Source organism: Candidatus Eisenbacteria bacterium, assembly GCA_035577985.1.
Classification (GTDB): Bacteria; Desulfobacterota; Binatia; order DP-6; family DP-6; genus DATJZY01.
In genome coordinates, this window is the sequence record DATJZY010000026.1 from 16328 (window position 1) to 40604 (window position 24277).

General features: G+C 70.6%; 22 protein-coding genes. 6 read left to right on the forward strand and 16 right to left on the reverse strand.

Annotated features, from left to right (window positions below; genetic code table 11):
* Nucleotides 1-39: 39 nt before the first annotated feature.
* A complete protein-coding gene (locus tag VMS22_03995; GenBank protein ID HXJ33179.1) occupies nucleotides 40-987 on the reverse strand; it encodes a fatty acid desaturase family protein in 948 nt (315 codons plus the stop codon).
* Nucleotides 988-1001: 14 nt separating this feature from the next.
* Nucleotides 1002-1397 (reverse strand): lactoylglutathione lyase, encoded by a 396-nt coding sequence (gloA, locus tag VMS22_04000; GenBank protein HXJ33180.1) that lies wholly within the window; start codon nucleotides 1395-1397, stop codon nucleotides 1002-1004.
* 96 nt (nucleotides 1398-1493) lie between these two features.
* Here gloA and VMS22_04005 point away from each other — a divergent pair, with 96 nt between their 5' ends.
* Entirely contained in the window at nucleotides 1494-3221 is a 1728-nt protein-coding gene (locus tag VMS22_04005) for an acyl-CoA dehydrogenase family protein (GenBank protein ID HXJ33181.1), read from the forward strand.
* 62 nt (nucleotides 3222-3283) lie between these two features.
* Entirely contained in the window at nucleotides 3284-3847 is a 564-nt protein-coding gene (locus tag VMS22_04010; protein ID HXJ33182.1) for a hypothetical protein, read from the forward strand.
* A gap of 12 nt (nucleotides 3848-3859) precedes the next feature.
* Here VMS22_04010 and VMS22_04015 read toward each other — a convergent pair whose 3' ends face one another.
* Together VMS22_04015 and VMS22_04020 are read right to left on the reverse strand one after the other, a co-directional pair.
* Nucleotides 3860-5734: an MFS transporter gene (locus tag VMS22_04015; GenBank protein ID HXJ33183.1), complete on the reverse strand. Its 1875-nt coding sequence runs from the start codon at nucleotides 5732-5734 to the stop codon at nucleotides 3860-3862.
* 96 nt (nucleotides 5735-5830) lie between these two features.
* Nucleotides 5831-6046: a dodecin family protein gene (locus tag VMS22_04020; GenBank protein ID HXJ33184.1), complete on the reverse strand. Its 216-nt coding sequence runs from the start codon at nucleotides 6044-6046 to the stop codon at nucleotides 5831-5833.
* A 101-nt stretch (nucleotides 6047-6147) separates the two neighbouring features.
* On the opposite strand from VMS22_04020, the gene galK reads away from it, so the two are divergent.
* Nucleotides 6148-7242, forward strand: a complete 1095-nt coding sequence (gene galK / locus VMS22_04025; GenBank protein HXJ33185.1) for a galactokinase — start codon at nucleotides 6148-6150, stop codon at nucleotides 7240-7242.
* Here the strand turns inward: galK and aat are convergent.
* Complete coding sequence (aat, locus tag VMS22_04030) at nucleotides 7232-7885, reverse strand: leucyl/phenylalanyl-tRNA--protein transferase (GenBank protein ID HXJ33186.1); 654 nt, start codon at nucleotides 7883-7885, stop codon at nucleotides 7232-7234. The genes galK and aat overlap by 11 nt on opposite strands.
* 11 nt (nucleotides 7886-7896) lie before the next feature.
* Nucleotides 7897-9111: an acyl-CoA dehydrogenase family protein gene (locus tag VMS22_04035; GenBank protein ID HXJ33187.1), complete on the reverse strand. Its 1215-nt coding sequence runs from the start codon at nucleotides 9109-9111 to the stop codon at nucleotides 7897-7899.
* Between the two features lie 70 nt (nucleotides 9112-9181).
* On the opposite strand from VMS22_04035, the gene VMS22_04040 reads away from it, so the two are divergent.
* Nucleotides 9182-10669 (forward strand): alpha/beta fold hydrolase, encoded by a 1488-nt coding sequence (locus VMS22_04040; GenBank protein HXJ33188.1) that lies wholly within the window; start codon nucleotides 9182-9184, stop codon nucleotides 10667-10669.
* On the opposite strand, the gene VMS22_04045 is transcribed toward VMS22_04040, so the two are convergent.
* From VMS22_04045 to VMS22_04080, 8 genes are all read right to left on the reverse strand, one after another.
* Nucleotides 10614-12974 (reverse strand): hypothetical protein, encoded by a 2361-nt coding sequence (locus tag VMS22_04045; GenBank protein HXJ33189.1) that lies wholly within the window; start codon nucleotides 12972-12974, stop codon nucleotides 10614-10616. The genes VMS22_04040 and VMS22_04045 overlap by 56 nt on opposite strands.
* 3 nt (nucleotides 12975-12977) lie before the next feature.
* Nucleotides 12978-13217 (reverse strand): hypothetical protein, encoded by a 240-nt coding sequence (locus VMS22_04050; protein HXJ33190.1) that lies wholly within the window; start codon nucleotides 13215-13217, stop codon nucleotides 12978-12980.
* A gap of 55 nt (nucleotides 13218-13272) precedes the next feature.
* The gene (pyk, locus tag VMS22_04055) at nucleotides 13273-14568 is read right to left on the reverse strand and encodes a pyruvate kinase (protein HXJ33191.1); all 1296 of its coding nucleotides are present in this window, start codon (nucleotides 14566-14568) and stop codon (nucleotides 13273-13275) included.
* A gap of 16 nt (nucleotides 14569-14584) precedes the next feature.
* On the reverse strand, nucleotides 14585-15913 hold the full coding sequence (locus VMS22_04060) for a citrate synthase (protein HXJ33192.1): 1329 nt from the start codon (nucleotides 15911-15913) through the stop codon (nucleotides 14585-14587).
* A 74-nt stretch (nucleotides 15914-15987) separates the two neighbouring features.
* A complete protein-coding gene (locus tag VMS22_04065; GenBank protein ID HXJ33193.1) occupies nucleotides 15988-16929 on the reverse strand; it encodes a hypothetical protein in 942 nt (313 codons plus the stop codon).
* Between the two features lie 7 nt (nucleotides 16930-16936).
* Nucleotides 16937-18646 (reverse strand): lysyl oxidase family protein, encoded by a 1710-nt coding sequence (locus tag VMS22_04070; GenBank protein HXJ33194.1) that lies wholly within the window; start codon nucleotides 18644-18646, stop codon nucleotides 16937-16939.
* Between the two features lie 11 nt (nucleotides 18647-18657).
* Nucleotides 18658-19653: a DUF72 domain-containing protein gene (locus tag VMS22_04075; GenBank protein ID HXJ33195.1), complete on the reverse strand. Its 996-nt coding sequence runs from the start codon at nucleotides 19651-19653 to the stop codon at nucleotides 18658-18660.
* On the reverse strand, nucleotides 19653-21464 hold the full coding sequence (locus VMS22_04080; GenBank protein HXJ33196.1) for an AMP-binding protein: 1812 nt from the start codon (nucleotides 21462-21464) through the stop codon (nucleotides 19653-19655). Before VMS22_04080 ends, VMS22_04075 begins: the two co-directional genes overlap by 1 nt.
* Nucleotides 21465-21516: 52 nt before the next feature.
* On the opposite strand from VMS22_04080, the gene VMS22_04085 reads away from it, so the two are divergent.
* Nucleotides 21517-22044, forward strand: coding sequence for a nuclear transport factor 2 family protein (locus VMS22_04085; GenBank protein ID HXJ33197.1), 528 nt, complete (start codon nucleotides 21517-21519; stop codon nucleotides 22042-22044).
* Between the two features lie 426 nt (nucleotides 22045-22470).
* Here the strand turns inward: VMS22_04085 and VMS22_04090 are convergent, their stop codons facing one another.
* On the reverse strand, nucleotides 22471-22884 hold the full coding sequence (locus VMS22_04090; GenBank protein HXJ33198.1) for an MAPEG family protein: 414 nt from the start codon (nucleotides 22882-22884) through the stop codon (nucleotides 22471-22473).
* A gap of 109 nt (nucleotides 22885-22993) precedes the next feature.
* On the opposite strand from VMS22_04090, the gene VMS22_04095 reads away from it, so the two are divergent.
* Nucleotides 22994-23728, forward strand: coding sequence for a tyrosine-protein phosphatase (locus VMS22_04095; GenBank protein HXJ33199.1), 735 nt, complete (start codon nucleotides 22994-22996; stop codon nucleotides 23726-23728).
* Here VMS22_04095 and VMS22_04100 read toward each other — a convergent pair.
* A complete protein-coding gene (locus tag VMS22_04100) occupies nucleotides 23725-24078 on the reverse strand; it encodes an RNA-binding protein (GenBank protein ID HXJ33200.1) in 354 nt (117 codons plus the stop codon). The two genes, VMS22_04095 and VMS22_04100, sit on opposite strands and share 4 nt — an antisense overlap.
* Nucleotides 24079-24277 lie beyond the last annotated feature (199 nt).

Genomic DNA, 24277 nt, shown 5'->3' on the forward strand with positions numbered 1-24277 from the left:
CCGCCTCCGTGCCCGAGGGCGTCCCGCCCCTGGGCGCTCCTACGTTCGCGATGCCGCGAGCCGGAGGACGTCCGCGTAGCTCGTCGCCACGCACGCGTCGGCGAGGATGCCGCGCTCGCGCAGCATGCGGTGCATGCGCGGCAGGTTGTAGTGCGGGACGGTCGGCAGCAGGTGGTGCTCCAGGTGGTAGTTCACGCGGTTGGGCGCGATGAGCAGGCGCTCCCACCAGCGCGCGACGGTCGTGCGCGTGTTGTTCATCTCGTCGGCCGGATCGGGGATCATGGCGTGCTCGGCGATCGAGCGGATCCGCATGACGAGGCTGTAGCTCGTGAGCCACGCGCCGATCCACAGGAGGTAGAGCAGGGGATGGCCGCACGCGGTGAGGATCGCGAGCAGGACGGCGTTCGTGATGAGAACGCCGTGGAACGCGTCCAGGCCGGCGTCGAAGTTCCGCTTCACGCGGCCGCGGCTGAGCCCGAGATCGCGGCGGACGGTCGCCTTGAGCCGCTTCCAGCCCGTCTGTCCGGAGAGGTCGCGCCACACCTTGCGGCGCAGGCTCGCGGTCGTGATCGGGAACGGGTTCGCGAGCCCGAGGTCGGGATCCTCGTCCGTCCAGTTCTTCGCGTGATGCTGCAGGTGATAGGGCCGGTACGGGGAGAGATCGCTCCAGATCGGATATGCGCACAGCCAGTTGCCGACGAGATCGTTCGTGCGGCGATCCTTGAAGAGCGAGCGATGCGCGGCCTCGTGCATGAGGACGGCGAAGCCGAGCTGCCGTGCTCCGATGACGAGCAGGGCGACGACGACGGTCAGCGGATTCGGCCAGCGCGCGACCAGCGCGAACGCCACGGCGACGAGCCCCCAGTTGAGGGCGACCGACCCCCAGCTCCGCACGTCGCGCATGGCGAGGAGGTCCTTGATCTCCTCGCGGGAGAGCGCCTCGCGCCAGGCCGGCCGCTCGGGGTTCACGGTTCGATGATGACCCATGCCCTCGGACATCGTCAATCCTGCCGCCCGCGGAGCTGGATGAGCTCGATCTTGTAGCCGTCCGGATCTTCGACGAACGCGATCTCCGAGCCGCCGTGCTTCATCGGACCCGGCTCGCGGACGATCTTGGCGCCCTTGGCGCGCAGGTCGGCACACGCCGTGTAGATGTCCTCGACCCCGAGGGCGACGTGCCCGAACGCGTTGCCCAGGTCGTAGCGCTCGGTGTCCCAGTTGTGGGTGAGCTCGATCACGGTGCTCCGGTCCTCGTCGCCGTACCCGACGAAGGCGAGGGTGAACCGGCCGTCGGGGTAGTCCTTGCGGCGCAGGAGCCGCATCCCCAGCACCTCGCAGTAGAAGCGCAAGGAGCGTTCCAGGTTCCCCACGCGCAGCATGGTGTGGAGCATGCGCACGACTCCCGGTTACCAGAGCGGACCGTGTGACACCACCGCGTCCCGTGGTAAGCTGCGGCGCGTCAATCGCACACCGCCCCGAGGAGAGACCCGGCCATGGCGACTGATTTCTTCAACGATGACATGCGCTTGTTCATCGACCACCGAGTCGATTGGGCGCGCCACTTCCGGCTGAAGCGCGGCGGCGACGTCGACGTCGCGGCCGAGGTCGACACCTACAAGACGATCCTCCAGACGACGGGCGACATCTGCGCCGAGATCGCCGCGGGGGCCCGCGAGCACTGGCACGAGGAGGTGGGGCTCCAGAACGGGAAGGTCATCCGGCCGCCGCACATCGACGCTGGCTACGAGAAGCTGCGGAAGGCGGGGCTCATCTGCCTCACGCTCGATCCCAAGTACGGCGGCTACGCGCTGCCGGCGATCGTCAACTGCGCGTATCTCGAGATGGTGTCGCGCGCCGACACGAGCCTCATGACCATCATCGGTCTCCAGGCCGGCGTCGCGCTCGACATCGAGAAGTACGGCAGCGACGAGATCAAGGACCGCTATCTGCCGAAGTTCGTCGCCGGCGAGTACCAGGGCTCGATGGACCTGACCGAGCCGCAGGCGGGATCGGACCTCGGCAACATCGCGACCAAGGTGCGCAAGGAAGGCGAGCGCTACTTCATCGACGGCGAGAAGATCTTCATCACGAACGGCGGCTCCGAGATCCACCTGGTGCTCGCCCGCGACGCGGCGACCGCCGACCAGTCGAAGGGCACGACCAACGGGCTCAACCTGATGCTCTGTCCGCGCGTCCTCCCCGACGGGAAGGTGAACGGCCTGCGGACGTCGCGCGTCGAGAAGAAGATGGGCATCCACGGCTCGCCCACCTGCGTGATCGAGCTCGACCACGCCGAGGCCTTCCTGCTCGGCAAGCCGGGCCAGGGCTTCAAGGCGATGCTCGACCTCATGAACAACGCGCGCCTCGGCGTCGCCGCGCAGGCGCTCGGCGTCGCGCAGGGCGCCTACCACGAGGCGCGCGCCTACGCCGAGACCCGCGTGCAGTTCGGGCAGCCGATCATCGAGCAGCCGCTCGTGAAGTCGATGCTGACCCTCATGGTGATCAACATCCAGGCCGCGCGGGCGCTGCTCTATCACACCTCGGCGATCATCGATCAGGCCGACGCGTTGAAGACCTACCTCGAGTCCGATCGCTGCAAGGGCGATCCGGATCGCGCCAGGCTCCAGCAGGAGCTCGAGCACAAGCTGGCGCTCATCCGCTTCTACACGCCGCTCACGAAGTACTTCTCGACCGAGATCTCGAACAACGTGACGCGCGCCGGCATCCAGGTGCACGGCGGCATCGGCTACATGGCCGAGTCGCCGGCGGGGCACTACCACTCGGACTCGATCATCACGACGATCTACGAGGGCACGTCCGAGATCCAGGCCAGCTTCGCGCTGAAGGAGATGGCCAAGGGTGCGCTCTTCACCGCCCTCGACGAGACGCGCGACGAGCTCGAGTGCCTGCGCGCGAAGTTCCCCGAGCTGGTGCAGCAGGTGTTCGACGGCATGCGCTTCATCACCGAGGCGTCGACCGCTCTCATGGGCGATCCGCAGTACGCCCTCCTCAACGCCAAGCGCGTCTCCGACATGGTCGTCGACGTCGTCACGAGCGCCGAGCTGCTGCTGCAGGCGCAGTACGCCGACGTGAAGATCGACGTCGCCGGCAGCTTCATCCGCCGGCACATCCCCGCCGTCGAGATGAACGCGCGCCGGATCCGCGGCGGCGATGCGACCCGCATCAAGCGCTACGACCGCATCCTCGGCATCGCCGGATGAGGCGCTCGCGCCGCGGGCGGCGAGGTGGTAGCAGTCGATCACCGGTGACGGAGGTGGGGGCGATGAGGATGCGGAGCGCGATCCGGGTCGCCGTGGCGCTGGTCGTCGCGGCGGCCACGACGGCCGACGCCGCGGTGATCTGCCAGAAGAAGTCCGGCGCGATGTTCGTGCGCGACGCCTGCAAGAAGAAGGAGACGCAGGTCGACCTCGCGACCTTCGGCGCCGTGGGGCCGCCCGGACCTCCCGGCAAGCCGACCGCCATCTCGTTCGCCGCCCCGGCGAATACGCCGGCGGCCACGATCTTCGACAGCGGCAAGCTGAGCCTCGTCGCCTCGTGCTCGGCGATGGGGCTCGTGACGCTCGTGGCGACGACCGCGGTCGACAACGCGAGCCTCCGCTCGTACGGAAACTCGTTCGATGCGGTGACGAACGACTTCGACGCCGCGGCGCCGCTCACGATCGGCGACGACGTGACCGAGCATCGCTCGCTCGTCTACACGGAGCCGGGCGGGCAAGTCGTGACGGTACAGTACCAGATCAGCGACTCGAACCCGGCGAACATGTCGACGCCGCTCGGCGGGACGGTCGCGTGCCTCGTCTCCGGCATCGCCTTCCAGTCGCCCTGACGGCGGCACGTCTCAGCGCCAGTCGCCGCGGAGCGCGAGCACCTGCGCTTCCAGCGCCGGCGCCGTCGCCAGCTCGGGGGCGACGGGGGCGCCGCACACGACCTCGATCCGCGACCAGACGCGGCGGAAGGGCCGTCGCATGGCGGCACCGCCGAAGCGGCTGAAGAAGCTGCCCCAGAGCCCACGCAAGGCCATCGGGATCACCGGCACGGGCGTGCGCGCGACGATGCGCTCGATCCCCGGCCGGAAGGGATTCATGTCGCCGGTCGTCGTGAGCTTGCCCTCCGGGAAGATGCACACGAGGTCGCCCTCCTCGAGCGCGTGTGCGACCTCGTCGTAGGCCCGCTCGAGCCGCGCCGGGTCCTCCTTGCGGGGGGCGATCGGGATTGCGCGCCCGGTGCGGAAGACGAAGTGCAGGATCGGCAGCCTGAAGATCGCGTGGTCCATGACGAAGCGCATCGGCCGGCGCGACGCCGCCGCGATGACGAGGGCGTCGACGAAGCTCACGTGGTTCGCCACCACGACGGCGGGGCCGCTCTGTGGCAGGTGCTCCAGGCCGCGCTGCTCGACTCGATAGACCGTGTGGACGAGCAGCCAGATGATGAAGCGCATGAGGAACTCGGGGATCACGGTGAAGATGTAGATCGCCACCAGCGCGTTCACGATCGCCGTGAACAGGAAGAGCTGCGGGATCGTGAAGCCGTTCGTGCGCAGCACGATCCCGACGCCCGCCGCCACGACCATGAAGAAGGCGCTCACGATGTTGTTGGCGGCGATGATGCGCGAGCGATGCCTCGGCTCGCTGCGATGCTGCACGAACGCGAGCAGCGGTACGATGAAGAAGCCGCCGAAGACGCCGATCAGGAGGAGGTCGGCGGCGACCCGCCAGTGGCGCGGGCTGGCGAGGAACCCGGCGACGTCGAGCGGCGTCGTGCGGGCGGCGGCGAGGTGGGTCGCCCACGCCAGGTCGAGGGCGAAGAGCGTCAAGCCGATCGATCCGAAGGGGACCAGGCCCAGCTCGATGACGCCCGACGACAGGCGCTCGCACAGCATGCAGCCGAGGCCGATGCCGATCGAGAAGACGGTGAGGAGGAGCGTCACGACGTGCTCGTCGCCGCCCAGGAGATCGCGCCCGAGCCCCGGGAACTGGGCGAGGAAGAGCGCGCCGTAGAACCAGAACCACGAGATGCCGAGGATCGACAGGAAGACGCTGTGCACCTCGCGGGCGAACCCGACCATGCGCCACGTCTCGGTGACGGGGTTCCAGCGGATGCGCAGCGACGGATCGTCGGCGGATGCGGCCGGTACGCCGCGGCTCACGAGCCAGCCGGCGACCGCGGTCCCGATCGTCGCGACCGAGACGACGATCGGGCCCCAGCCGGCGATCGCGACCAGCACGCCGCCGAGGATCGTCCCCACGAGGATCGCGACGAACGTGCCCATCTCGACGAGGGCGTTGCCGCCGACGAGCTCGTCCTCGCGCAGGTGCTGCGGTAGGATGCTGTATTTGACGGGCCCGAAGAGGGTCGAGTGGACGCCCATGGCGAACAGGGCGACCAGCAGCACGGGAACGCTGCGGAGCTGGAACCCGATCGCCCCCACGCACATGATGCCGATCTCGAGCAGCTTCACGGCGCGGATGATGCGCGACTTCTCGAGCTTGTCGGCGAGCTGCCCCGACGTCGCGGAGAACACGAAGAACGGGAAGATGAACACGCCCGCCGCGAGATTCACGAGCACGTCGGTCGAGAGCGCGCTCTCGGCGGCGCCGAAGGCGAACAGGATGACGAGCGCGTTCTTGAAGAGGTTGTCGTTGAGCGCGCCCAGGAACTGCGTCCAGAAGAACGGCGCGAACCGGCGCGTGCGAAGCAGCTCTCCCTGGCTCATCCTCCCCCCGGCAGGCCCGTTACAACGGCGGTCGGGGTCGGATGCAAGCCGCCGGACGGGGCCGCCGTCGCGCGGGGCGGCCCCGTCCGGATGTGCTCAGCCCTTGCCTTCGTACTTGAACGACACCTTCACCTTCGCGCGATAGGCGCGCACCTTGCCGCCTTCGAGCTGCATGTCGAGCTCGGAGACCTCGGCGATGCGGAGATCGCGCAGCGACTTCGACGCACGGTTCACGGCCGCCAACGCAGCCTTCTCCCACGACTCGGTGCTGGTGCCCACCAGCTCGATCACCTTGTATACGCTCTCGGCCATGGTTCCCTCCATGGGAGCTTGGCGCCCGGGATTGAGCGCTGTAGTGACGCCGCCCTCATAGTCCCACTGCGGGTCGCTCGCCAAGTATGTAGACTCGGGTCGTGCACGACATTTTCCGCGCGCGCTTCGGCCACGAGCCGGCGGTGGTCGCGAGCGCTCCCGGGCGCGTGAACCTCATGGGCGAGCACACCGACTACAACGGTGGCCAGGTGCTCCCGACGGCGATCCCGCAGCGGACCACGATCGCGCTCGCGCCGCGCCGCGATCGCCGGGCGATCCTCCACACGGCGCTGGGGGACCGATCGCACGCGTTCGGGCTGGGCGAGGAGACCCGGCGCAACGCCTGGAGCGACTACGTCGAGGGATGCACGTGGGCGCTCGGGCGCGGCGGGTTCGCGATCGCGGGGTTCGAGGCCACGATCGTCTCGACCGTGCCGGCCGGCAGCGGCCTTTCCTCGAGCGCCGCGCTCGAAGTGGGCCTGCTGCGCGCGCTGCGCGAGGCGTTCGCGCTTCCGCTCGACGACGTCGCGCTGGCGCGCCTCGCGCACGACGCCGAGTCGATCTTCGTGGGCGCGCGCGTCGGCACCATGGACCAGATGGCGGCGAGCCTCGCCGACGAGCGGACGGCGCTCTTCCTCGACAGCCGGACGCTCGCGTTCGAGCGGGCGGCGATCCCGCCGTCCGTCGAGCTCGTCGTGCTCGACTCGGGCGTCCGCCATGCGATCGCGGGCGGCGACTACAATGCACGCCGCGCCGAGTGCGAGGACGCGGCCCGCCGGCTGGGGGTGTCCGCGCTCTGCGACCTCGCGCTCGCCGATCTGGATCGGCTCGCGACGCTGCCGACGTCCCTCGGGCGGCGGGTCCGGCACGTCGTCACCGAGCACGCACGCGTGCGCGACGCCGTGACCGCGCTGCGCGCCGGCGACGCGGAACGACTGGGCCAGCTCTTCCTCGCGTCGCACGCTTCGCAGCGCGACGACTATCAGGTGTCGGTGCCCGAGGTGGACTGTCTGGTCGAGCTCGGCTGGGAGGATCCCGACGTCTACGGCGCGCGGCTCACCGGCGGCGGGTTCGGCGGCGCGGTCGTCCTGCTGGCGCGTCCGGGGACGGCCACGCGCGTCGCGGCGCGCGTCGGCGCGGCCTACGCGCGCGCCATGGGCCGGACGGCGACGGCGCTCGTACCGCTCACCAGCTGACGCGAAGGTCGCGCGCTTCCTCGACCAGCGCCAGGTACTCGGCGCGCGGGATCTCGATCGCGCCCAGCGAGCGGAGGTGCGGCGTGGCGAGCTGCACGTCGAGGAGCTGGAAGCCGCGGGTGCGCAGATGCTCCACCAGCTCGGCGAGCGCCACCTTCGAGGCGTCGCGCGCCAGGTGGAACATCGACTCCGCCGCGAACAGGCCGCCCATGGCGACGCCGTACACGCCGCCGACGAGCTCGCCCTGCCGCCACACCTCGACGCTGTGCGCCCATCCCATCTCGTGCAGGCGGACGTAGGCGGCGAGCATCTCGGGCGTGATCCAGGTGGGGCCGTGCGACGTCGCGCAGCCACGAATGACGTCGGCGCACGCGGTGTCGCGCGTGACGGCGTAGCGCCCGCGCCGTCGCAGGCGGCGCAGGCTGGTCGAGGCGTGGAAGCCGGAGAGGGGAATGATCGCGCGCGGGTCGGGCGACCACCACAGGAGGCGCCCGCTCTGGTCGGGCCAGGGGAAGATCCCGGCGCGGTACGCGGCGAGGATCGTCCCGGGCTCGAGGTCCGCGCCGGCGCCGAGGATGCCGATGGACGGCGCCTCCTCGGCCGGCGGAAACGCCCAGCGGCTCGGCGGGGGAACGATCGGCACGGCCCGCCCGGCTACGACGCGAGCAGGCTCCGCGCGATCTGCGACACCTGGATCTCGTCGGTGCCGGCGTAGATCTGCAGGACCTTGGCGTCGCGGCAGAGCTGCTCGACGCGGTACTCGGCCATGTAGCCGTTGCCGCCGAAGAGCTGCACCGCTTCGAGCGCCACCTCCATCGCCGCCTGCGCCGAGTAGAGCTTCACCGCCGACGCCTCGGCGAACTCCATCTGCTTGCCCTGCACCGACATCTCGATCTGGCGGAACACGATGTTCTGGAGGTTCATGCGGACGACCTCCATCTTGGCGAGCTTCAGCTGGATCAGCTGGAACTCGCCGATCGGCTTGCCGAACGAGAGGCGCGTCTTGGCGTAGTCGAGGCAGAGCTTCAGGCACTCCTCGACGATCCCGAGCGCCATCGCGGCGACACCGGTGCGCTCCATCGTGAACGTCGCCTTGGCGCCCTGCCGGCCCGGCACGTCCTCGGTCTCGCCGAGCAGGCGATCCTTCTCGCAGAACACGTCCTCCAGGAAGAGCTCCCCGGTCGGCGAGGAGTGGAGGCCCATCTTGCGCAGCGGCTTCGACTGCGTGAGCCCCGGCATACCCTTCTCGACGACGAAGTGCAGCACCTTGCGATGCTTCGCCTCGGTCGCGCCGTCGTCGAGCTTGCAGATGAACACGATCGTGTCGGCGTACGGCCCGTTCGTGATGAACGTCTTGTTGCCGTTCAGCACGTAGCCGTCGCCGTGCCGCTTGGCGCTCGCCTTCATGCCGCCGAAGGCGTCCGAGCCCGACCCGGGCTCGGTGATCGCCCACGCGCCGACCTTGTCGAGCGTGAGCAGATCGAGCGCCCAGCGCTCCTTCTGCCGGATCGTGCCCTTGGAGAGGACCGACTGCGCCGCGAGGCCCACCGAGACGCCGAGCGCCGTCACCATGCCCGGGCAGTAGCGGCAGAGCTCGATGACCGGGATGACCTGCATGGCGGGGTCGTGGCCGCCGTCGGCGTCGGCCCGCCGCTCCTTCTTCTTGCCCGCCTTCTCGGCCGCGATCTGCGACTGGAAGCGCATGCGCGCCGCCTCGTCGAGACCGAACGTCTTCATCATCTTGCGCAGGATGTCGTACGGCGGGAGGTCGCCGTGCTCGAGCTCCTCCAGGTGCGGGACGATCTCGGCCTCGATGAACCGCCGGATCATGTCGCGGATCATCACGTGGCTCTCGTTCCACTCGATCATGTGCGCACCCTCCCGAACCGAGGATCATGCTTCGGTTGCGAGGGAGATGCCAGCGCCGTAAGTCTGCGGGATGCCCTACCGTGGCGTCATCTTCGATCTGGGCGGGGTCGTGTGCGGGTCACCGCTCCACGCCATCGCCGCCTACGAGCAGGCGCGGGGGATCCCGGCCGGGTTCGTGAACCACGTCGTCGTCACGACCGCGCCCCGCGGCGCGTGGTCGCGCCTCGAGCGCGGCGAGCTCGACCTGGCGGGCTTCTTCCCCGCCTTCGAGGCGGACTGCACCGCGGCGGGCCAGCAGGTCGACGCGCGCGCCATGATGCTGATGGTGGCGGAGGCCGCGACACCGCGCCCGGCGATGCTGGAGGCGATCCGCCGGCTGCGCGCCAAGGGCTTTCGCGTCGCCGCGCTCACCAACAACTGGCGCACCGAAGGCGACGACACCTCGCAGCTGCGCCCGCACTTCGACGTCGTGGTCGAGTCCGCCGTGGAAGGGCTCCGCAAGCCCGATCCGCGCATCTACCACCTCGCCTGCGAGCGGCTCGGCGTCGCGCCCGAAGAGGCCGTCTTCCTCGACGACATCGGCCTCAACCTGAAATCGGCGAAAGCGATCGGCATGACGACGATCAAGGTCGCCGATCCCGACGACGCGCTCGCCGAGCTGGAGGAGATCCTCGGCTTCGAGCTGCGCAGCGCCGGCGGCCCCGTGCAGCGCGTGACGTATCGCACGCCCGACGGGATCGTGCTGGTCGGCGAGGCGCACGGCGATCCGACCGCGCCGCCGGTGGTGATGCTCCACGGCGGCGGGCAGACGCGGTACGCCTGGGGCGGGACGGCGGCGGCGCTCGCGGCGGCGGGCCGCCACGTCGTCAACATCGATCTGCGGGGGCATGGCGACAGCGGGTGGGCGCCGGACGCCGACTATTCGCTCGACGCCTTCGTGCGCGACCTGGTCCTCGTCGCGCGCGAGCTGAACCATCCGCCCGCGGTCGTGGGCGCGTCGCTGGGCGGGCTCACGGCGCTCCTCACGGCGGGGGAGATCGCACCGGACCTCGTCTCGGCGCTCGTGCTGGTCGACATTGCGCCGCGCATGGATCCGGTCGGCGTCGACCGCATCATCAGCTTCATGACCGGGAACCCCGATGGGTTCACATCGCTCGAGGAGGCGGCCGACGCGGTCGCGAGCTACCTCACGCACCGCCCGCGGCCGCGCGATCTGCGCGGTCTCCAGAAGAACCTCCGGCTCGGTGCGGACGGACGCTGGCGCTGGCACTGGGATCCCAAGTTCATCACCGGCGATCGGCGTCCCGGCGCCACGCGCGACCCCGAGCGGCTCGAGCGCGCCGCCAAGACGCTCGGCATCCCCGTGCTGCTCGTACGCGGACGCCTGAGCGACATCGTGAGCGAGGAGGGCGCACGCGCCTTCCTCGGGATCGTGCCGCACGCCGAGTTCGTCGACGTGTCGGACGCCGGGCACATGGTCGCCGGCGACAAGAACGACGTCTTCACCGAGGCGGTGGTGCGGTTCCTGGTGCGGGAGCCGGCTCCGACCGCGGCGTGATCGTGACCGGTACGCGCACCGGGTTGTCGGGTCCCGACAGGTCGGTCCCGTCGACCTGGCGTAGCGCCACTTCGAGGACATAGGCGCCCGGACGCTTCGGCGTCACCAGGCGCGCCGTCTGCGCCAGCCACTCCCCCGCCGGCACGTCGCGGCGAAGCTCGATGGGGTGCGGCGCCTCCACGTCGCCGTCGTCGCCGACGCGTCGCCACGCGAGCTCGAAACGGACCGAGAAGGGACGCCCAGGGTGGCCAGGAAGGGCGGCGGGCAAGCCCGCGGCCCCGAGGTTCATCGCCCGGAGCGTCACCGGGACCAGTCGCTCCGCCTCCGCCGAGGGCACGAGGGTTGCCGACACGCCGATCGTCGCCGGTACCCGTGGCAGCGCGCGCAGCGGCGTTCCGAGCGGGGTCAGGTTGCGCTGCGGCGTCGCGGCGAGATGCGCGAACCAATCGGGGTGGTGGGACGTCGGGTCGAGCTGGACGAGCACGAAATCGCCGTAGCGCGTGACCTCGCGAACGCGAGGATGGCGAGTCAGCTCCGCCAATGCTTGGTCGTGTCGATCCGGCCACTCGCTGGCGGGCCGCACGAGGATCCAGCGGAGGCCGGTCGCGTCGACGAGGTCATCGAGCGCCGCCGGGGCGGGGAGCTGCTTCACGAGCGCTTCGACGAGGTCCAGATGCGCCGGCACGTAGCCGGTGTAGAAGTCGATGCTGGGCTGACGGTGCACCATCTGTCCGACGACCGCGGACCCCTGGTCCGCCGCGCTCGGCCATTCGAGGAGGGGACCCGGTGCCACGCGCTGCACATGGGCGGCGATGCTTCGATACGTCTCGCGATCGCGGTCGAGCGTCGGCGCGCGCTGGTAGGCGATCGGCGCGAAGCGCGATCGGCGAGAGACGAGGTCGTTCGCGCGCTCGACGTCCTTTCGGAGCCCCGCGTCGCCCGGCGGTGGGCCGACGCGTAGGATGGTGGTCGCGACGACGAGCGCCGTGGCGAGCCGGCCCCATGCGCGCGATCGGCGGCGGCTTGCATCGAGCCCGTACGCGACCAGCACCGTGCTGGCGAAGAACGTGAGGGCGAGCGAGCGGACGCGCTCGCGGATGAAACGCGCGGGCGTCCACTGGAGCCACGTCGCGGGCAGCGGGATCGCCATCCCACCGACCCTGGCGTACTCCGGGCCCGCCAGAAGGAAGCCGACGCCACCGATCGCGAGCGCGGCGACCGCAACGGTGCGCGCGGAGGGGCTGCCGCGGATCGCAGTCACCACCCCGAGCACGACGAGCGGAATCACCACGAAGACGTACGGCGGGGAGATGAGACAGAGAACCCAGAGCTTCCGCGGATCGACCCTGGCGACGTCTCTGGCATCGAGGCAGAGCACCCGATCGCCCGAGAGTATCAGGCAGAGCGCGGTCTGCGCCGCGACGTCGAGCGCACCCGCCGGGACGCCCGCGGGGCCGGCGGTGTCGGTCTCGAGGTGCTTGGTGCCCCAGCGGCTCGCCGTCAGCTCCAGGTCCCCCGCCGCCTCGGGTCGCGCGAGATACGGCGCGGAGACCACGAGCAGGAACACGGCCCCGACGCCCCATGCGGTCGCCGCTGCGAGCCCATAGCGACCTCGTCCCGACCGCTTGCGCAGCAGCTCGCCGGCTCCCCACAGGGCAGCCGCCACGGTCAGGTACACCGCCATGTGGTACGAGCTGAAGAGGCCGGCCACGAAGACGGCGCTCGCCGCCATCCAGCTGCGCCAGGTTTCGCGTTCCCGGAGGCGGCGGAGCACGAGCGCCGCGAGCGGGAAGTAGAGGTACTGCATCTGGAGGACGTGCAGTCGGCCGGGCGACGGTTGTCCGAGCGCGTAGAGGAGCCCGACCGTGAACGCCGCGGCTCGCGCGACGCCGAGCTTGAGCGCCAACGCCTCCATGGCGATGGCCGCGAGGGGATAGGAGAGGAACGCGGTCAGATTCGCCGCGACGATCGAATCACCGGTCGCCCATCGCAGCGGACCGAAGACGAGCTGGCTCGACAGGAAGTGCTCGGATCCCGCGAGCTGCGCCGGCGCGGGGTAGTTCACCGGCGGGTCGAAGAGCGTCCCCGGGGCCGAGGTCAGCGCGTGCCAGCACCAGTCGAGCACCCACGCGATCAGCCAGCCGTCCTGCGCGTAGTCGGCGGGCACCGCGTCGCGGAGCCGCAGCAGCCACGGCAGGCCGAGCGCGGCGAACACGACGGCATAGACGACCGCGTCCTTGCCGAGAACCGCCGCCGGCGCAGGGGAACCGGCGCGCCCGTCGGAGGCGGCTCCCGCGCCGGACACCGGCTACTCTTTGACCTTCAGCCGGCTCTCGTTGTCGCGGATGAAGGCGCGGATGTCGTCCGCCATGTCGAGCAGCCGCAGCCACTGCTCCTTGTAGAGCGTCACCGGGAATCGCCCGAGCCCGTAGACCGAGACGCCGCCCTTCTCCGAGACGCGCAGCGAGCCGCCCCGGCCCTGCGCCTTTTTCAGACGCTCGTTCTCGGCCCGCAACCGCTCGAGCTCCGCCTGTGCGTCCTCCGCCATGCCGCCGCAATAGCAACCGGCGGGCTCGCGAGCCAGCCCGGGCCGTCCGGCCCGGTCAGATCGTCATCACGTGGACGAGATTCGTCGGGCCGGGGCCACCGAACGGCCAGCTGCCGGTGAACACGACCTGTCTCCCGGCGGGGACGAGACCCGTGGCACGGACCACGTCGCCGTATTGCGTGAACACGGTCGCCGCGTCGCCGAACCGTGGCGACGGACACGCCACGACCCCCCACGCGAGCGAGAGGCGACGGCGGACGTCCTCGTCCGGCGTCAGCGCCAGGATCGGCACGGGCGGGCGATGCGAGGCCACGCGACGCGCCGTCGTGCCCGAGCGGGTGGGGACCACGATCGCGTGCGCGCCGATGCGCGCCGCCATCTCGCACGCCGCCCCCGCGAGCATGCTCGCGACGTCGGTGGCGACGGCGCCCGTGCGCGGCGTGAGAATGCGCTCCGCCTCGCCGAGGATCCGCCGCATCACGCCGACCGCCTCGACGGGATGGCGTCCGATCGCCGTCTCTTCGCTCAGCATGACGACGTCGGTGCCGTCCAGGACGGCGTTCGCGACGTCGGTCGCCTCGGCGCGGGTCGGGAGCACGCTCTCCACCATCGAGCGGAGCATCTGCGTCGCCGTGATGACGGGCTTGGCCGCCCGGTTGGCCGCGGTGATCAGCTCCTTCTGTACGATGGGGACCCGCTCGATCGGGATCTCCACGCCGAGGTCGCCGCGCGCCACCATGACGGCGTCGGCGGCGTCGACGATCTCCGCCATGTGCTCGACCGCCTGAGCCTTTTCGAACTTCGCGATGGTGGGGATGCCGCTGGCGCGCACCTCGTCCAGATCCGAGGCACGGCGCACGAACGAGAGCGCGACCCAGTCGACGCCTTGCGAGACGCCGAAGCGCAGGTCGTCGCGGTCCTTGGCCGTGAGCGCGGGCACGTCGTCCAGGCGCGAGGACGGGAGGTTGATGCCCTTGCCGGCCGGGACCTCGCCCCCCACGACCACCCGCGCATGGCCGGCGTCGATCACCTGGAGCTGGGCCATGCCGTCGGCGAGCAGCACGGGGTCGCCGGGGCGAACGCTCGCGGGGAGGGCGATCTCGACGACGTCGCCGGGATTCCCCTTCACGGGACGGGTGAGGCGCAGCTTCGGCCCCGCCAGATCCTGCACGATGGCGACGGGCCGGGCGCCGGCGACGCGGCGGATGGTCGCGATGGACGCGCCGTGCTCGGCGTGCGTGCCGTGCGAGAAGTTCAGGCGGAACGCGTCGACGCCGGCGTCGACGAGCGCGCGTATCGCCGTCTCGGTGGTGGTCGCCGGCCCGAGTGTCGCGAGGATGCGGGTGCGCACGAGGCGGCTCGCCGCCTCAGAGCGGTCCGCGGACCTCGGTCTCCTCGGCGCCGCCTTCCTCGCGCTGCTCGATCGGCACGTAGCGACGCGAGTCGGCGCCCGTGTAGATCTGCTTCGGGCGCGCGATGCGTTGCTCCTCGTCGGTGAGGAGCTCCGCCCATTGCGCCATCCACCCGGCCGTCCGGGGGATGGCGAACAGGACGGGGAACATCTCGACCGGGAAGCCCATCGCCTCGTAGATGATGCCCGAGTAGAAGTCGACGTTCGGGTAGAGCTTGCGCTTGACGAAGTAGTCGTCCTGCAGCGCGATGCGCTCGAGCTCGATGGCGATGTCGATGAGCGGGTTCTTGCCCGTCACCTCGAACACCTCGTAGGCGATCTGGCGGACGATCTTCGCGCGCGGATCGTAGTTCTTGTAGACGCGATGGCCGAAGCCCATGAGGCGGCGCTCGCCGGCCTTCACCTGCTTGATCAGCTCGGGGATCTTGGCGACCGAGCCGATCTCGTGGAGCATGTGGACGACCTCCTCGTTGGCGCCGCCGTGCCGCGGACCCGAGAGCGCCGCCGCGGCGGCCGAGACGCACGAGTAGGGATCGGCGAGCGCCGAGCCGACCACGCGCATGGTGCTGGTCGAGCAGTTCTGCTCGTGGTCGGCGTGCAGGATGAAGAGCACGTCGAGCGCGCGCTCGAGGATGGGGTTCGGTTTGTAGCGCAGCTCCGTCATCTTGAAGAGCATCGACAGGAAGTTCCCGGTGTACGAGAGCTCGTTGTCGGGATACACGTACGGGAGCCCGCGGTTGTGACGGTACGCGAACGCCGCGATGGTCGGCATCTTGCCGATCAGGCGCCGCGTCTGCATGCGGCGCGACTCGACGTCGGTCACCTTGCGCGCCTCGGGGTAGAACGTGGAGAGCGCGCCGACCGTCGCGATGAGCATGCCCATGGGGTGCGCGTCGTACCGGAAGCCCTCCATGAAGCGTTTCAGGTTCTCGTGCACGAGCGTGTGCACCTTGATGTTGTGCTGCCACATGGCGAAGCGGGACGCCGACGGCAGCTCGCCCTTCACGATGAGGTAGGCGACCTCGAGGTGGCTCGACTTCTCCGCCAGCTCCTCGATCGGGTAGCCGCGGTAGCGCAGGATGCCCCGGTCGCCGTCGATGTAGCTCACGCGCGACTTGCAGGCGGCCGTGTTGCCGTACGAGGCGTCGTAGCTGACGAGCCCGCCGTCCTCCGGGCCGGTCTTGATCTGCGAGAGGTCGGTCGCCCGTATCGCTCCCTGCTCGATCGGGATCGTGTACGACTTCCCGGTCCGGTTGTCGGTGACGGTGAGCGTGTTCTCGGCCATGCGCCTCTTATAGCGCCGGCCGACAGCCTAGACGAGCGCCCCCCGGGACGGAAGCGACCGCCCGGTCCGTCGCGCTACGACGCGACCGCGCGCCGGCGCATGCCGGTGGCGACGTCGACGATGGTGCGGGTGTCGAGCGGGAACTCGAGGAAGACGTGCGCGATCGAGAGGAAGAAGAGCGCCATGAGCCCGATCCGGTAGTCCGCCGCGTAGACGGCGAGCGAGGCCGCGTAGACGACGCCGATCACGGCCATGCGGGCGCGGCTCATCTCGTGCCAGCGGATGATGCCGGTCTTCGAGAACCAGTTGAGGTAATGGTACGTGTACGCGAAGGCCAGGAAGCGGCCGATCGCGACCACGGCCGGCCACTCGCCGCGCCCCGGCACGAGGAGCGCCATGGCGTCGATCAGGCCGCCGAAGGGCTCGACGCCGGCGCGCGTGTACGGGCTCGGGTCGTACCCGGCGGCGGCCGGCTGCACGAGGAGAAGCGCGGCGCCGCACACGACGTACACGGCGAACGACGCGTACCCGGAGCGGCTGTGCGCCTTCATGCTCCCCGCCAGGATGAAGACGCCGGTGAAGACGTAGACGTGGACGACGGTGGTCAGCAGGAAGAGGAAGAGGATCCCGGCGGGTGGCCAGGACAGGACCGGGACGGCGAGGGCGACGGCGGTGACGAGCGCCGACGCCTTCGCAATGGGGTTCCGCACGTACGCCGCCGCGACGCCGCTGCCGAGCGCCGCGAAGGGCGCGCCGTCCCACGGCAGCCACGTCGTGTACGCGGCGACGAAGGCGACGACACCGAGCGCCGCGAGTGGAATCCAGTCGTGGCGGCCGGTCGTGTAGAAGCCGCGATCGTGCAGCCAGGAGATCTGCGTCAGATAGTGCAGGGGTCCCAGGACCGCGTAGGCGAGCAGGAACATCTCGAACGGCAGCGTGCAGGCGAGGGCCGCCGAGCCGAGCATGAGGCCGATGTTGGTGTAGTTGATCCGATCGAGGTTCGGGTGGGCGACCACGCGACGCTCACGGCCCGGCGGGCCCGTCGTCGACGATGAGGACAGGGGCGGCATCCTCGCCGGCGACCGCCGCGCGCAAGGCATAGTCGGCACGGGCCGCCGACGCGCATCCCGCGGCGCAGGTGTGGACGGTGGCGACACAGCTCCCATCGCTCGTCGCGACGCCGCGCACGTCCGGGCAGCGGTAGGACGGCGGTCCGAACGTGCACGCGGTCTCGTCGTCGCCGGCGAGGTGGAGGTCGCCGCACGCGACCTCGGCGCAGAGGTCGGCCGCGGTCGTCGCATCCGTCGTGTCGACGCGCACCTCGACGGTGGCGCCGGCGCGGGCGTCGAACCGCCACACGTCGGCCCGTCCGGCACAGGGCTCGAGCGTCTCGGCGGCCGGGCGCGGCGGATTCTTCTCGGCGACCAGACACAGCTCGCGCGGGCGCCCGAGGTCGACGACCGTCGCGCCGAGCCCGTCGCGGACGTGGATCCGTCCCGAGCGGACGGCCGGGGGTCGTGCGACGTCGAAGCAGAGGAGGTGGCGCGTCGCGATCAGGACCGGCGTGCCGTCGACGGCCACCGGGCTGCACAGGCGCCGCGGCTTCTTCACGACCAGCGTACGGCTGGACAGGAAGCGATCGCTCACGGCGACCTCGTCGGCGTGTGCCGCTTTGCGCGCGGTGCGGCTCGTCTTCACGCGGAAGCACGCGAACCGGTCGACCGAGTGGTGGCCGGCCACCGGCGCCGGGGGATCGGCGACCGCGTCGGTCGCGCCGGGGCCCGCGAAGCCGTCGGGCCGCAGCACGTCGAGCGCGGTCTCGCCGAGCTGGGTCACGATGCGGACGCCGCGCACGGGCGTGAACCGCGCCGGGTCGACCGCGGCGTAGGCGCGCAGGTGCGTCGTCGCGTCGGTCATCGGGCTCGTGCCCGCGACCGCTGGCGTACAGAGCTCGCGTGAGCGGGTGACGCGCATGTCGAAGGCCCCGAAGCTGCCGAGCAGCCCCACCGTCGGCGCCGGCGCGAGGCGCGGCTCGGGCCGCCCGCCCACGCGCGTTCCGTAGCAGAGGAAGGAGCCGGGCGTACAGGCCGGCAGGAGCTCGGGCGAGGTCACGCAATCGCGCGTGAGCGGCACCTCGACCACGTTGTTGGTCTCGTCGGATTCCGCGAGGCGATTGTCGGGGTCGACCGTGACGCGCAGCACGTAGTCGCCCGGCGTGAGCGTGATGCCCGTGAGGTCGATGTACTGGCAGGGCAGATCCGCGAGGTAGACGTCCGCGCAGCCGGCCGTCAGCCCCTGGAAGCTGCAGCTGTACTTCGGGGTCGCGCACTCGAGGTCGAGCAGACAGAAGCCGATCTTGCGCCCGGTCGCGACGAGACCCGTGTCGACCGAGACCAGCTCCGCTCTCGCGTAGCCGTTGAAGTGGGCGTGGCCGTGCGCGGTCGAGCAGACGTAGTACGGGTTCGTGCACGGCGCGCCGGGGTTCGCCCGGCAGTCGGGGCAGCCGGGATCACCGAGGAAGAGATCGCCGGCGCCGATGTTGCGCGCCCGCATGCTGAAGCGCAGCAGCGTGAGCCCGGTCTCGGCGCTCGCGCAGCCCTCGATCACGTCACCCGCATTGACGCTCGTCCCCTGCCGGATGTCGATGTCGAACGCCTCGGGGACCAGGTCGGGGAGCTGGGCGCTCGCGACGCGCGCGGCCGCGAGGGTCGCGGCGACCACCAGCCTCCACATGACGGCCCAGCTTACCCGGCGGCGAGCGTGCGGGCGAGCAGAACGATCGACGCCGGGGCGGAACCCTCGGCCTTGTTGTTGACGACGACGAAGGCGCGGCGCCCCGCTGCGAGGGCGCTGCGGCATTGCGCGCCGATCGCCTCGCGCGTCGCCGGATCGGGATCGACGACGCGGTCGAAGGGCCGATAGCGCTCGCGCGCCGCTTCGTATTCCTGCCCGGCGCCGAGCATCCAGCGCACGACGAGCGTGGGCGCATGATCGCTCCCGAGCTGCCGCGCCTGCTCGCCGAGCGGTGGCATGGTCGGGTGCACGGTGAGGCACGGCACGGCGCCGGTGTCGGCGAGCGCGCTGGCGACGTCGGCGGACAGGAGCTCGCGATTGCGCAGCTCGACGGCGTAGGTCGGCCCGGCGGGGAGCCCGCGCAGGAACGCCCGCAGGCGCATCGCGAAGCGTGCCGGGCCGCCGAGGTTCGCCGGCGGCTGCGGCGGAAGCTGGAAGACGATCGGGCCGAGCGCCGTCGCGAGGCCCGCAACGAGGGGCCGCAGCAGCGCCGCCGCCACCTGCTCGGCGTCGAGGAAGGCGGGGTTCGGTCGTCCGGCCTGCGACCCGTAGCGCTCGTGACGCGGGAAGACGGCGAGCGTGGAGGTCTCGAGCGCCTTCACGAGGAAGCGGAACGCAGCCGGCACCTGGCGCGCGAGATCCTCCAGCGCCTCGCGCGTCATGGGCGCGTAGAAGGTGCGATCGAGCCCGACGGTGCGCAGCAGCGGATGCTGCGCGTAGGCGGCGAGGCCGTGTCGGGCCAGCGTCGGCGCGGTAACCTCGCGGTCGTAGACGAGGCCGCGCCATCCGGGGAACGACCAGGACGAGGTGCCGAGGTAGAGCTGCTCGGGGAGGCGCCGCGCGAGGTCCACGAGCTCGGGATCGATCGGCGCCGGTCCGATCGGCCCCGGTCGCGGCGTGCGCGGCGGGGCGCCGCCGAAGAGATCGAGCTGCGACCTCTCCGCCACTACCGGTCGAGGACGTCGAGCTTCTCGGCGGCGGCGAACTCGGCGCGCAGCTTCGCATAGTCGGCCGCTCCGAGCGGCCGGTAGGCGGCGTCGCCGCGCGTCCGGAAGAAGAGCGGCGCATCGCCGAGACGCCCGCGATCGAAGTGGACGGCCTTCAGGTTGCGCACCAGGATCTTCTCGGTCTGCGTGTACTCGAACTCGTCCACGATGCGGACGAAGTCGGGGAACCACTTGCGGTCCATGCCGCCGTTCGTGACCAGGTCCTCGCAGTAGTCGAAGAAGCCCTTGGGATCGAAGCGCACGCCGGGACGGAGCTTCAACGCCACCATGACGAGCTCGTCGGAGACCGCGCAGGGGACACCGTACGCGGCGGCGAGCACGATGTCGGGGTGCTCCTGGACGAGGCGCGCCACCTGGAGCGCCGAGAAGTTCTCGCCGTCCTTCCGGATCCAGTCGTCCGTGCGGCCGTCGAAGAAGAGGAAGCGCTGGCCGTCGCGCTCGACGACGTGACCGAGGTCCCCCGAGTGGTACACGCCGTCGCGGTACTTCGAGCGGTTCGCCTCGGGATTGTCGAAGTACCCCTGGAAGAGCGACGTGTCGGGCGCGACGCGACAGATCTCGCCGACCGCGTCGGCGTAGTTGAGGATCTTGCCGTCGGAGCCGAGGCGGGCGGGCGGGCATTCCTCGCCGCGCTCGTTCAGGATCTTCACGGCCGCGTCGGTGATCTCGCCGACCGAGCCGCGGGGGTCCGTCTTCTTGCGGAAGGTGCTGATCGCGGCCTCGGTCGAGCCGTAGAGCTCGAACATCTCCTCGAGCCCGAGCCACTTCATGAAGCGCTCGATGTCGGGCGCGGCGGCGCCGTTGCCGAGGGCGTAGCGGAGCTTGTTCTCGGGGTTGTTCGTCACCTCGGCGGCGATGCGGGCTTCGTCGCCGCCGTAATGCTTCTCGATCGCGCCCAGCACGTAGTGCACCGGCTCGCCGACGTAGTTCCAGTACGTGACGCCGTGGCGCAGGCAGTCGGGGACGAAGCTCGACGCGCTGAAGCGCTCGCGGAGCGCGAGCTTGCCGCCGACGTGGAAGGCCGGATGGAAGCCGAGATAGAGCGCGTTCGAGTGGAAGAGCGGCATGCAGGCGTAGCCGGTGTCGTTCTCGTCGAGGCCGAGGTTCCCGGACACCACCATGCCGATGGCGAGCATCTTCATATGGTTGTTGACGATGCCCTTCGGGAGTCCGGTCGTGCCGGAGGTGTAGATGACGATGAGGGGCTGCTGCATGTCGACGTCGACGCCGGGCGTGTCGAGCGACTTCGATCCGTCGCCGACCTCGCGCGCGACGGCGGCCATGAGGTCGTTCTCGGGCGCGTCGGCCTGCGTGCGCAGGACGAGCACGTTCTCCGGCGCGACGTGGCGGAGCTGGCCGCGCACCTTCTCGAGCTCGGAGACGAGACGCTGGTCGACGACCACGAGGCGCGCCCGCGACTGGTTCAGCACGCCCGCGAGCGTGTCGCCGCGCAGCCCGGTGTTGACGCCGAAGAGGGTGCAGCCGAGGTAGCCGCAGCCGCCGTAGAGGGCGAGCAGCTCGAGGTGGTTCTCGAGCACCATCGCGACGTGCCCGGGACGGGCGTCGTCGATGGGGCCGAGGCGGCGCCGCAGGAAGTGCGCGAGGCGCACCGATTCGTCGCGATAGCGCGCGTACGTCCAGGTGCGATCGCCCTGGTGCAGCAGGTCGCGGCCACCGAGCTCGGGGTGCGCGGCCCGCGCGTCCGTCTGGACGCCCAGGGTGAAGGGTGGGGGAAAGCTGAAACGCGGCATGGCGATCGGATCCTATAGCAGCGTCGCGTGCCGGCGTGCTACGGACGCCCCCATGGGCACGAAGCACTCCCGGGACGAGATCGAGTCGGCGTTCGTCCACTACTGGCAGTGCGGGGCCGTGGGCGAGGACTGGGACGCGTGGGCCGACTGCTTCACCGAGGACGTCGTCTACGTCGAGCACGTGCTCGGTTCGATGCACGGGCGCGAGGCGGTGCGGGCCTGGATCAAGCCGATCATGGCGCAGTTCGGCGAGCTCTACACGGCCTACGAGTGGCACATGGTCGATCCGGGCACGGGTCGCGTCTGCGTCTACATGCAGAACCGCCGCGACCATCCGAGCGGCGAGGGGACGATCGACTTCCCGGGCATCACGATCCTGCACTACGCCGGCGACGGGCGCTTCGACATGGAAGAGGACTTCTGGGCGGTGCCGCAGGCGCAGAAGTCGAGCGAGGACTACAAGGCCGCCTGCGCGAAGTACGACCCGGCGCATGCGAAGAAGCAGACCCGCCGGCACTGGGGCAACGGTCCCGGGTGGACGCGCGGCGGCCCGTCGTTCGCCGAGCGACACCGGCGCTAGGAAACCGACCCAAGACTACGTCTTGGGTCGGGGTGGGACGCGAGGGTGTCGCGTGGGTGGCACGCGCGACCGGCGTGCCGCGGCCAGCAAGGCTGGCGCGGCAGACGGGGTACGCCCAAGACGAGAAGGGCGGCGATCTCGCGCTCGGCCGTCGCAGGTCTCACGCTCCCGAACGCAAATTCCGGAGACGGGTGGCAGGTGATCAAAGCGAGGCACTCCCACATTCTCGCATGTGCGCGAACCCTCGCGACGGATCGCCGTGTCGCCCACACGTGCCGAGGAGCCACGCAGTCATCTTGCATCACCCCTTCGCGCGTTCCTGATCTGCCGCGCCAGCTTCGCTGGCCGCGGCATGCCGGGCGCGCGTGCCACGAGGTCCCATACTCGGCCCCGACCCAAGACGTAGTCTTGGGTCGGTGTCTTGGGTCAGGCGTGCTGCCAGATCGTCAGCAGGAACCCGATCAGGCAGCCGAGCTGGACGAGGAAGAACGTGAAGCGCACGTTGATCGCGACCACGCCGCCGGACGCGACGTGCGTCACCGACTGCCCGACGCGCGCCCCGAGGTAGACGCGCGCGAGCGTGTCGAGCGCGGGGACCTTCACACCGGCGACCGTGGCGACGAGGACGACGCTCGCGAACAGCGGCAGGTTCTCGAGGCAGTTCAAATGCGCGCGGTTGAGACGCCAGTAGCGGTCGCCGCCGTGCGGGACGCCCGACGGGAAGTCGCCGGGCTTCGCCCGGCCGCCCAGCACCGCGCCCACGCGGGCACAGGCGATGCCGACCAGCAGCACGAGCGTCCAGAGAACGAACCCGAGCAGGCACGAGAGGGGCGTCGTCATGGCGCGCCTCCTAGCGCACGGCCGAGCGGGTGCGCCAGGGCGGCCGAGAAGGTGGGCGATCCGTCCGGCGCGTGCGACGGCGCGCCCGGCGCGATATAGGACGACCCTCATGCAGCGCCTGATCCCGCTCGAAGGCTGCCTCAACTTCCGCGACCTGGGGGGCTACCCCACCCACGACGGGCGCGTCGTGCGCTGGCGTCGCATGTTTCGCAGCGACGCGCTCCACCTCCTCAGCGCGAGCGACATCGAGCGGCTGCGCGACGAGATCGGGCTCACCACCGTCGTCGACCTGCGCTCGACCGCCGAGCTGCGCGCGGACGGCGACGGGCGGCTGCGGCGCGAGCGCGTGGCGCACCACCACCTGCCGCTCTTCGACGGCGAGTCGATGCGCTCGGAGGAGGCCGCCGCGACGATCACCCTCGCGGACCGGTACTGGCTCCTCGCCGAGTACGCCAAGGGGAAGATCGCGCGCGTCGTGTCGACGCTCGCGGGCGCCCCCGGCCCGGCGGTGTATCACTGTGCCGCAGGGAAGGACCGCACCGGCGTCATCTCGGCGGTGCTGCTCGGCGTCCTCGGCGTGCCGGACGAGGTGATCGTGGCCGACTACGCGGCCACCAAGGAGAACCTCGACGCCATCATCGAGCGGCTGATGGCGACCAGGAGCTACGAGACCGTGCTCTCGAATCTCCCGCCCGACACCCTCCACGCCGAGGCGGAGACGATGGTCGCGTTCCTCGCGCGCATCCGGGCCGAGTACGGCGACATGCGCGCGTATGCGCGCGCCGCCGGCGTCGAACCGGATGCGCTCGAGGCGCTCGAGGTACGGCTGCTGGGCTCGGACTAGAAGCGGGAACGCCCGCCGCCGCCGAAGCCGCCGCGGCGCTCGCGGCCCATGCCGCCGCCACCGCCGCCGCCGAATCCACCGCGCGGCCGGGCATCGCGTGGTGCCCGCTCCCGCGCCTCGCTCACGTTGATCGTACGTCCCTGGAGCTCGCGGCCGTTGAGCTCCTGGATGGCGCGCTCGGCGTCGCCCGCCGAGGCCATCTCCACGAATCCGAAGCCGCGCGACCGGCCCGTCTCGCGGTCGGTGACCACCTGAGCCGAAGTCGTCTCGCCGATCTGGCGGAAATGCGCTTCGAGATCCTGGCTCGTGGTCTGGTACGAAAGATTACCTACGAATAGCTTGGTCCCCACTTCTCGCTCCTGAGCCCGCTCCTGGCGGGCATGTTATTGTCTCGGTTGCCTGAGCGAGAGGGCCCGTCACCCACGAGTTGGTGCGGGCATGATCGCGCGCAAACACAGAGAACGGGTTGCCCTATGGCATCATTGCCGCCGTGGCGCAATGGCCCTCCCGTCCGTTGACTCGGAGACGAATCCGGCGCATCACGGCCGG

What these genes read in the sequence shown, in the direction of transcription:
- VMS22_04070 (HXJ33194.1), bottom strand. Translation starts at nt 18,646, where the DNA reads ATGTGGAGGCTGGTGGTCGCCGCGACCCTCGCGGCCGCGCGCGTCGCG.
- VMS22_04015 (HXJ33183.1), bottom strand. Translation starts at nt 5,734, where the DNA reads ATGAGCCAGGGAGAGCTGCTTCGCACGCGCCGGTTCGCGCCGTTCTTC.
- VMS22_03995 (HXJ33179.1), bottom strand. Translation starts at nt 987, where the DNA reads ATGGGTCATCATCGAACCGTGAACCCCGAGCGGCCGGCCTGGCGCGAG.
- VMS22_04085 (HXJ33197.1), top strand. Translation starts at nt 21,517, where the DNA reads ATGGGCACGAAGCACTCCCGGGACGAGATCGAGTCGGCGTTCGTCCAC.
- VMS22_04040 (HXJ33188.1), top strand. Translation starts at nt 9,182, where the DNA reads ATGCCCTACCGTGGCGTCATCTTCGATCTGGGCGGGGTCGTGTGCGGG.
- VMS22_04080 (HXJ33196.1), bottom strand. Translation starts at nt 21,464, where the DNA reads ATGCCGCGTTTCAGCTTTCCCCCACCCTTCACCCTGGGCGTCCAGACG.
- VMS22_04060 (HXJ33192.1), bottom strand. Translation starts at nt 15,913, where the DNA reads ATGGCCGAGAACACGCTCACCGTCACCGACAACCGGACCGGGAAGTCG.
- VMS22_04005 (HXJ33181.1), top strand. Translation starts at nt 1,494, where the DNA reads ATGGCGACTGATTTCTTCAACGATGACATGCGCTTGTTCATCGACCAC.
- VMS22_04050 (HXJ33190.1), bottom strand. Translation starts at nt 13,217, where the DNA reads ATGGCGGAGGACGCACAGGCGGAGCTCGAGCGGTTGCGGGCCGAGAAC.
- VMS22_04095 (HXJ33199.1), top strand. Translation starts at nt 22,994, where the DNA reads ATGCAGCGCCTGATCCCGCTCGAAGGCTGCCTCAACTTCCGCGACCTG.
- VMS22_04020 (HXJ33184.1), bottom strand. Translation starts at nt 6,046, where the DNA reads ATGGCCGAGAGCGTATACAAGGTGATCGAGCTGGTGGGCACCAGCACC.
- VMS22_04090 (HXJ33198.1), bottom strand. Translation starts at nt 22,884, where the DNA reads ATGACGACGCCCCTCTCGTGCCTGCTCGGGTTCGTTCTCTGGACGCTC.
- VMS22_04035 (HXJ33187.1), bottom strand. Translation starts at nt 9,111, where the DNA reads ATGATCGAGTGGAACGAGAGCCACGTGATGATCCGCGACATGATCCGG.
- VMS22_04010 (HXJ33182.1), top strand. Translation starts at nt 3,284, where the DNA reads ATGAGGATGCGGAGCGCGATCCGGGTCGCCGTGGCGCTGGTCGTCGCG.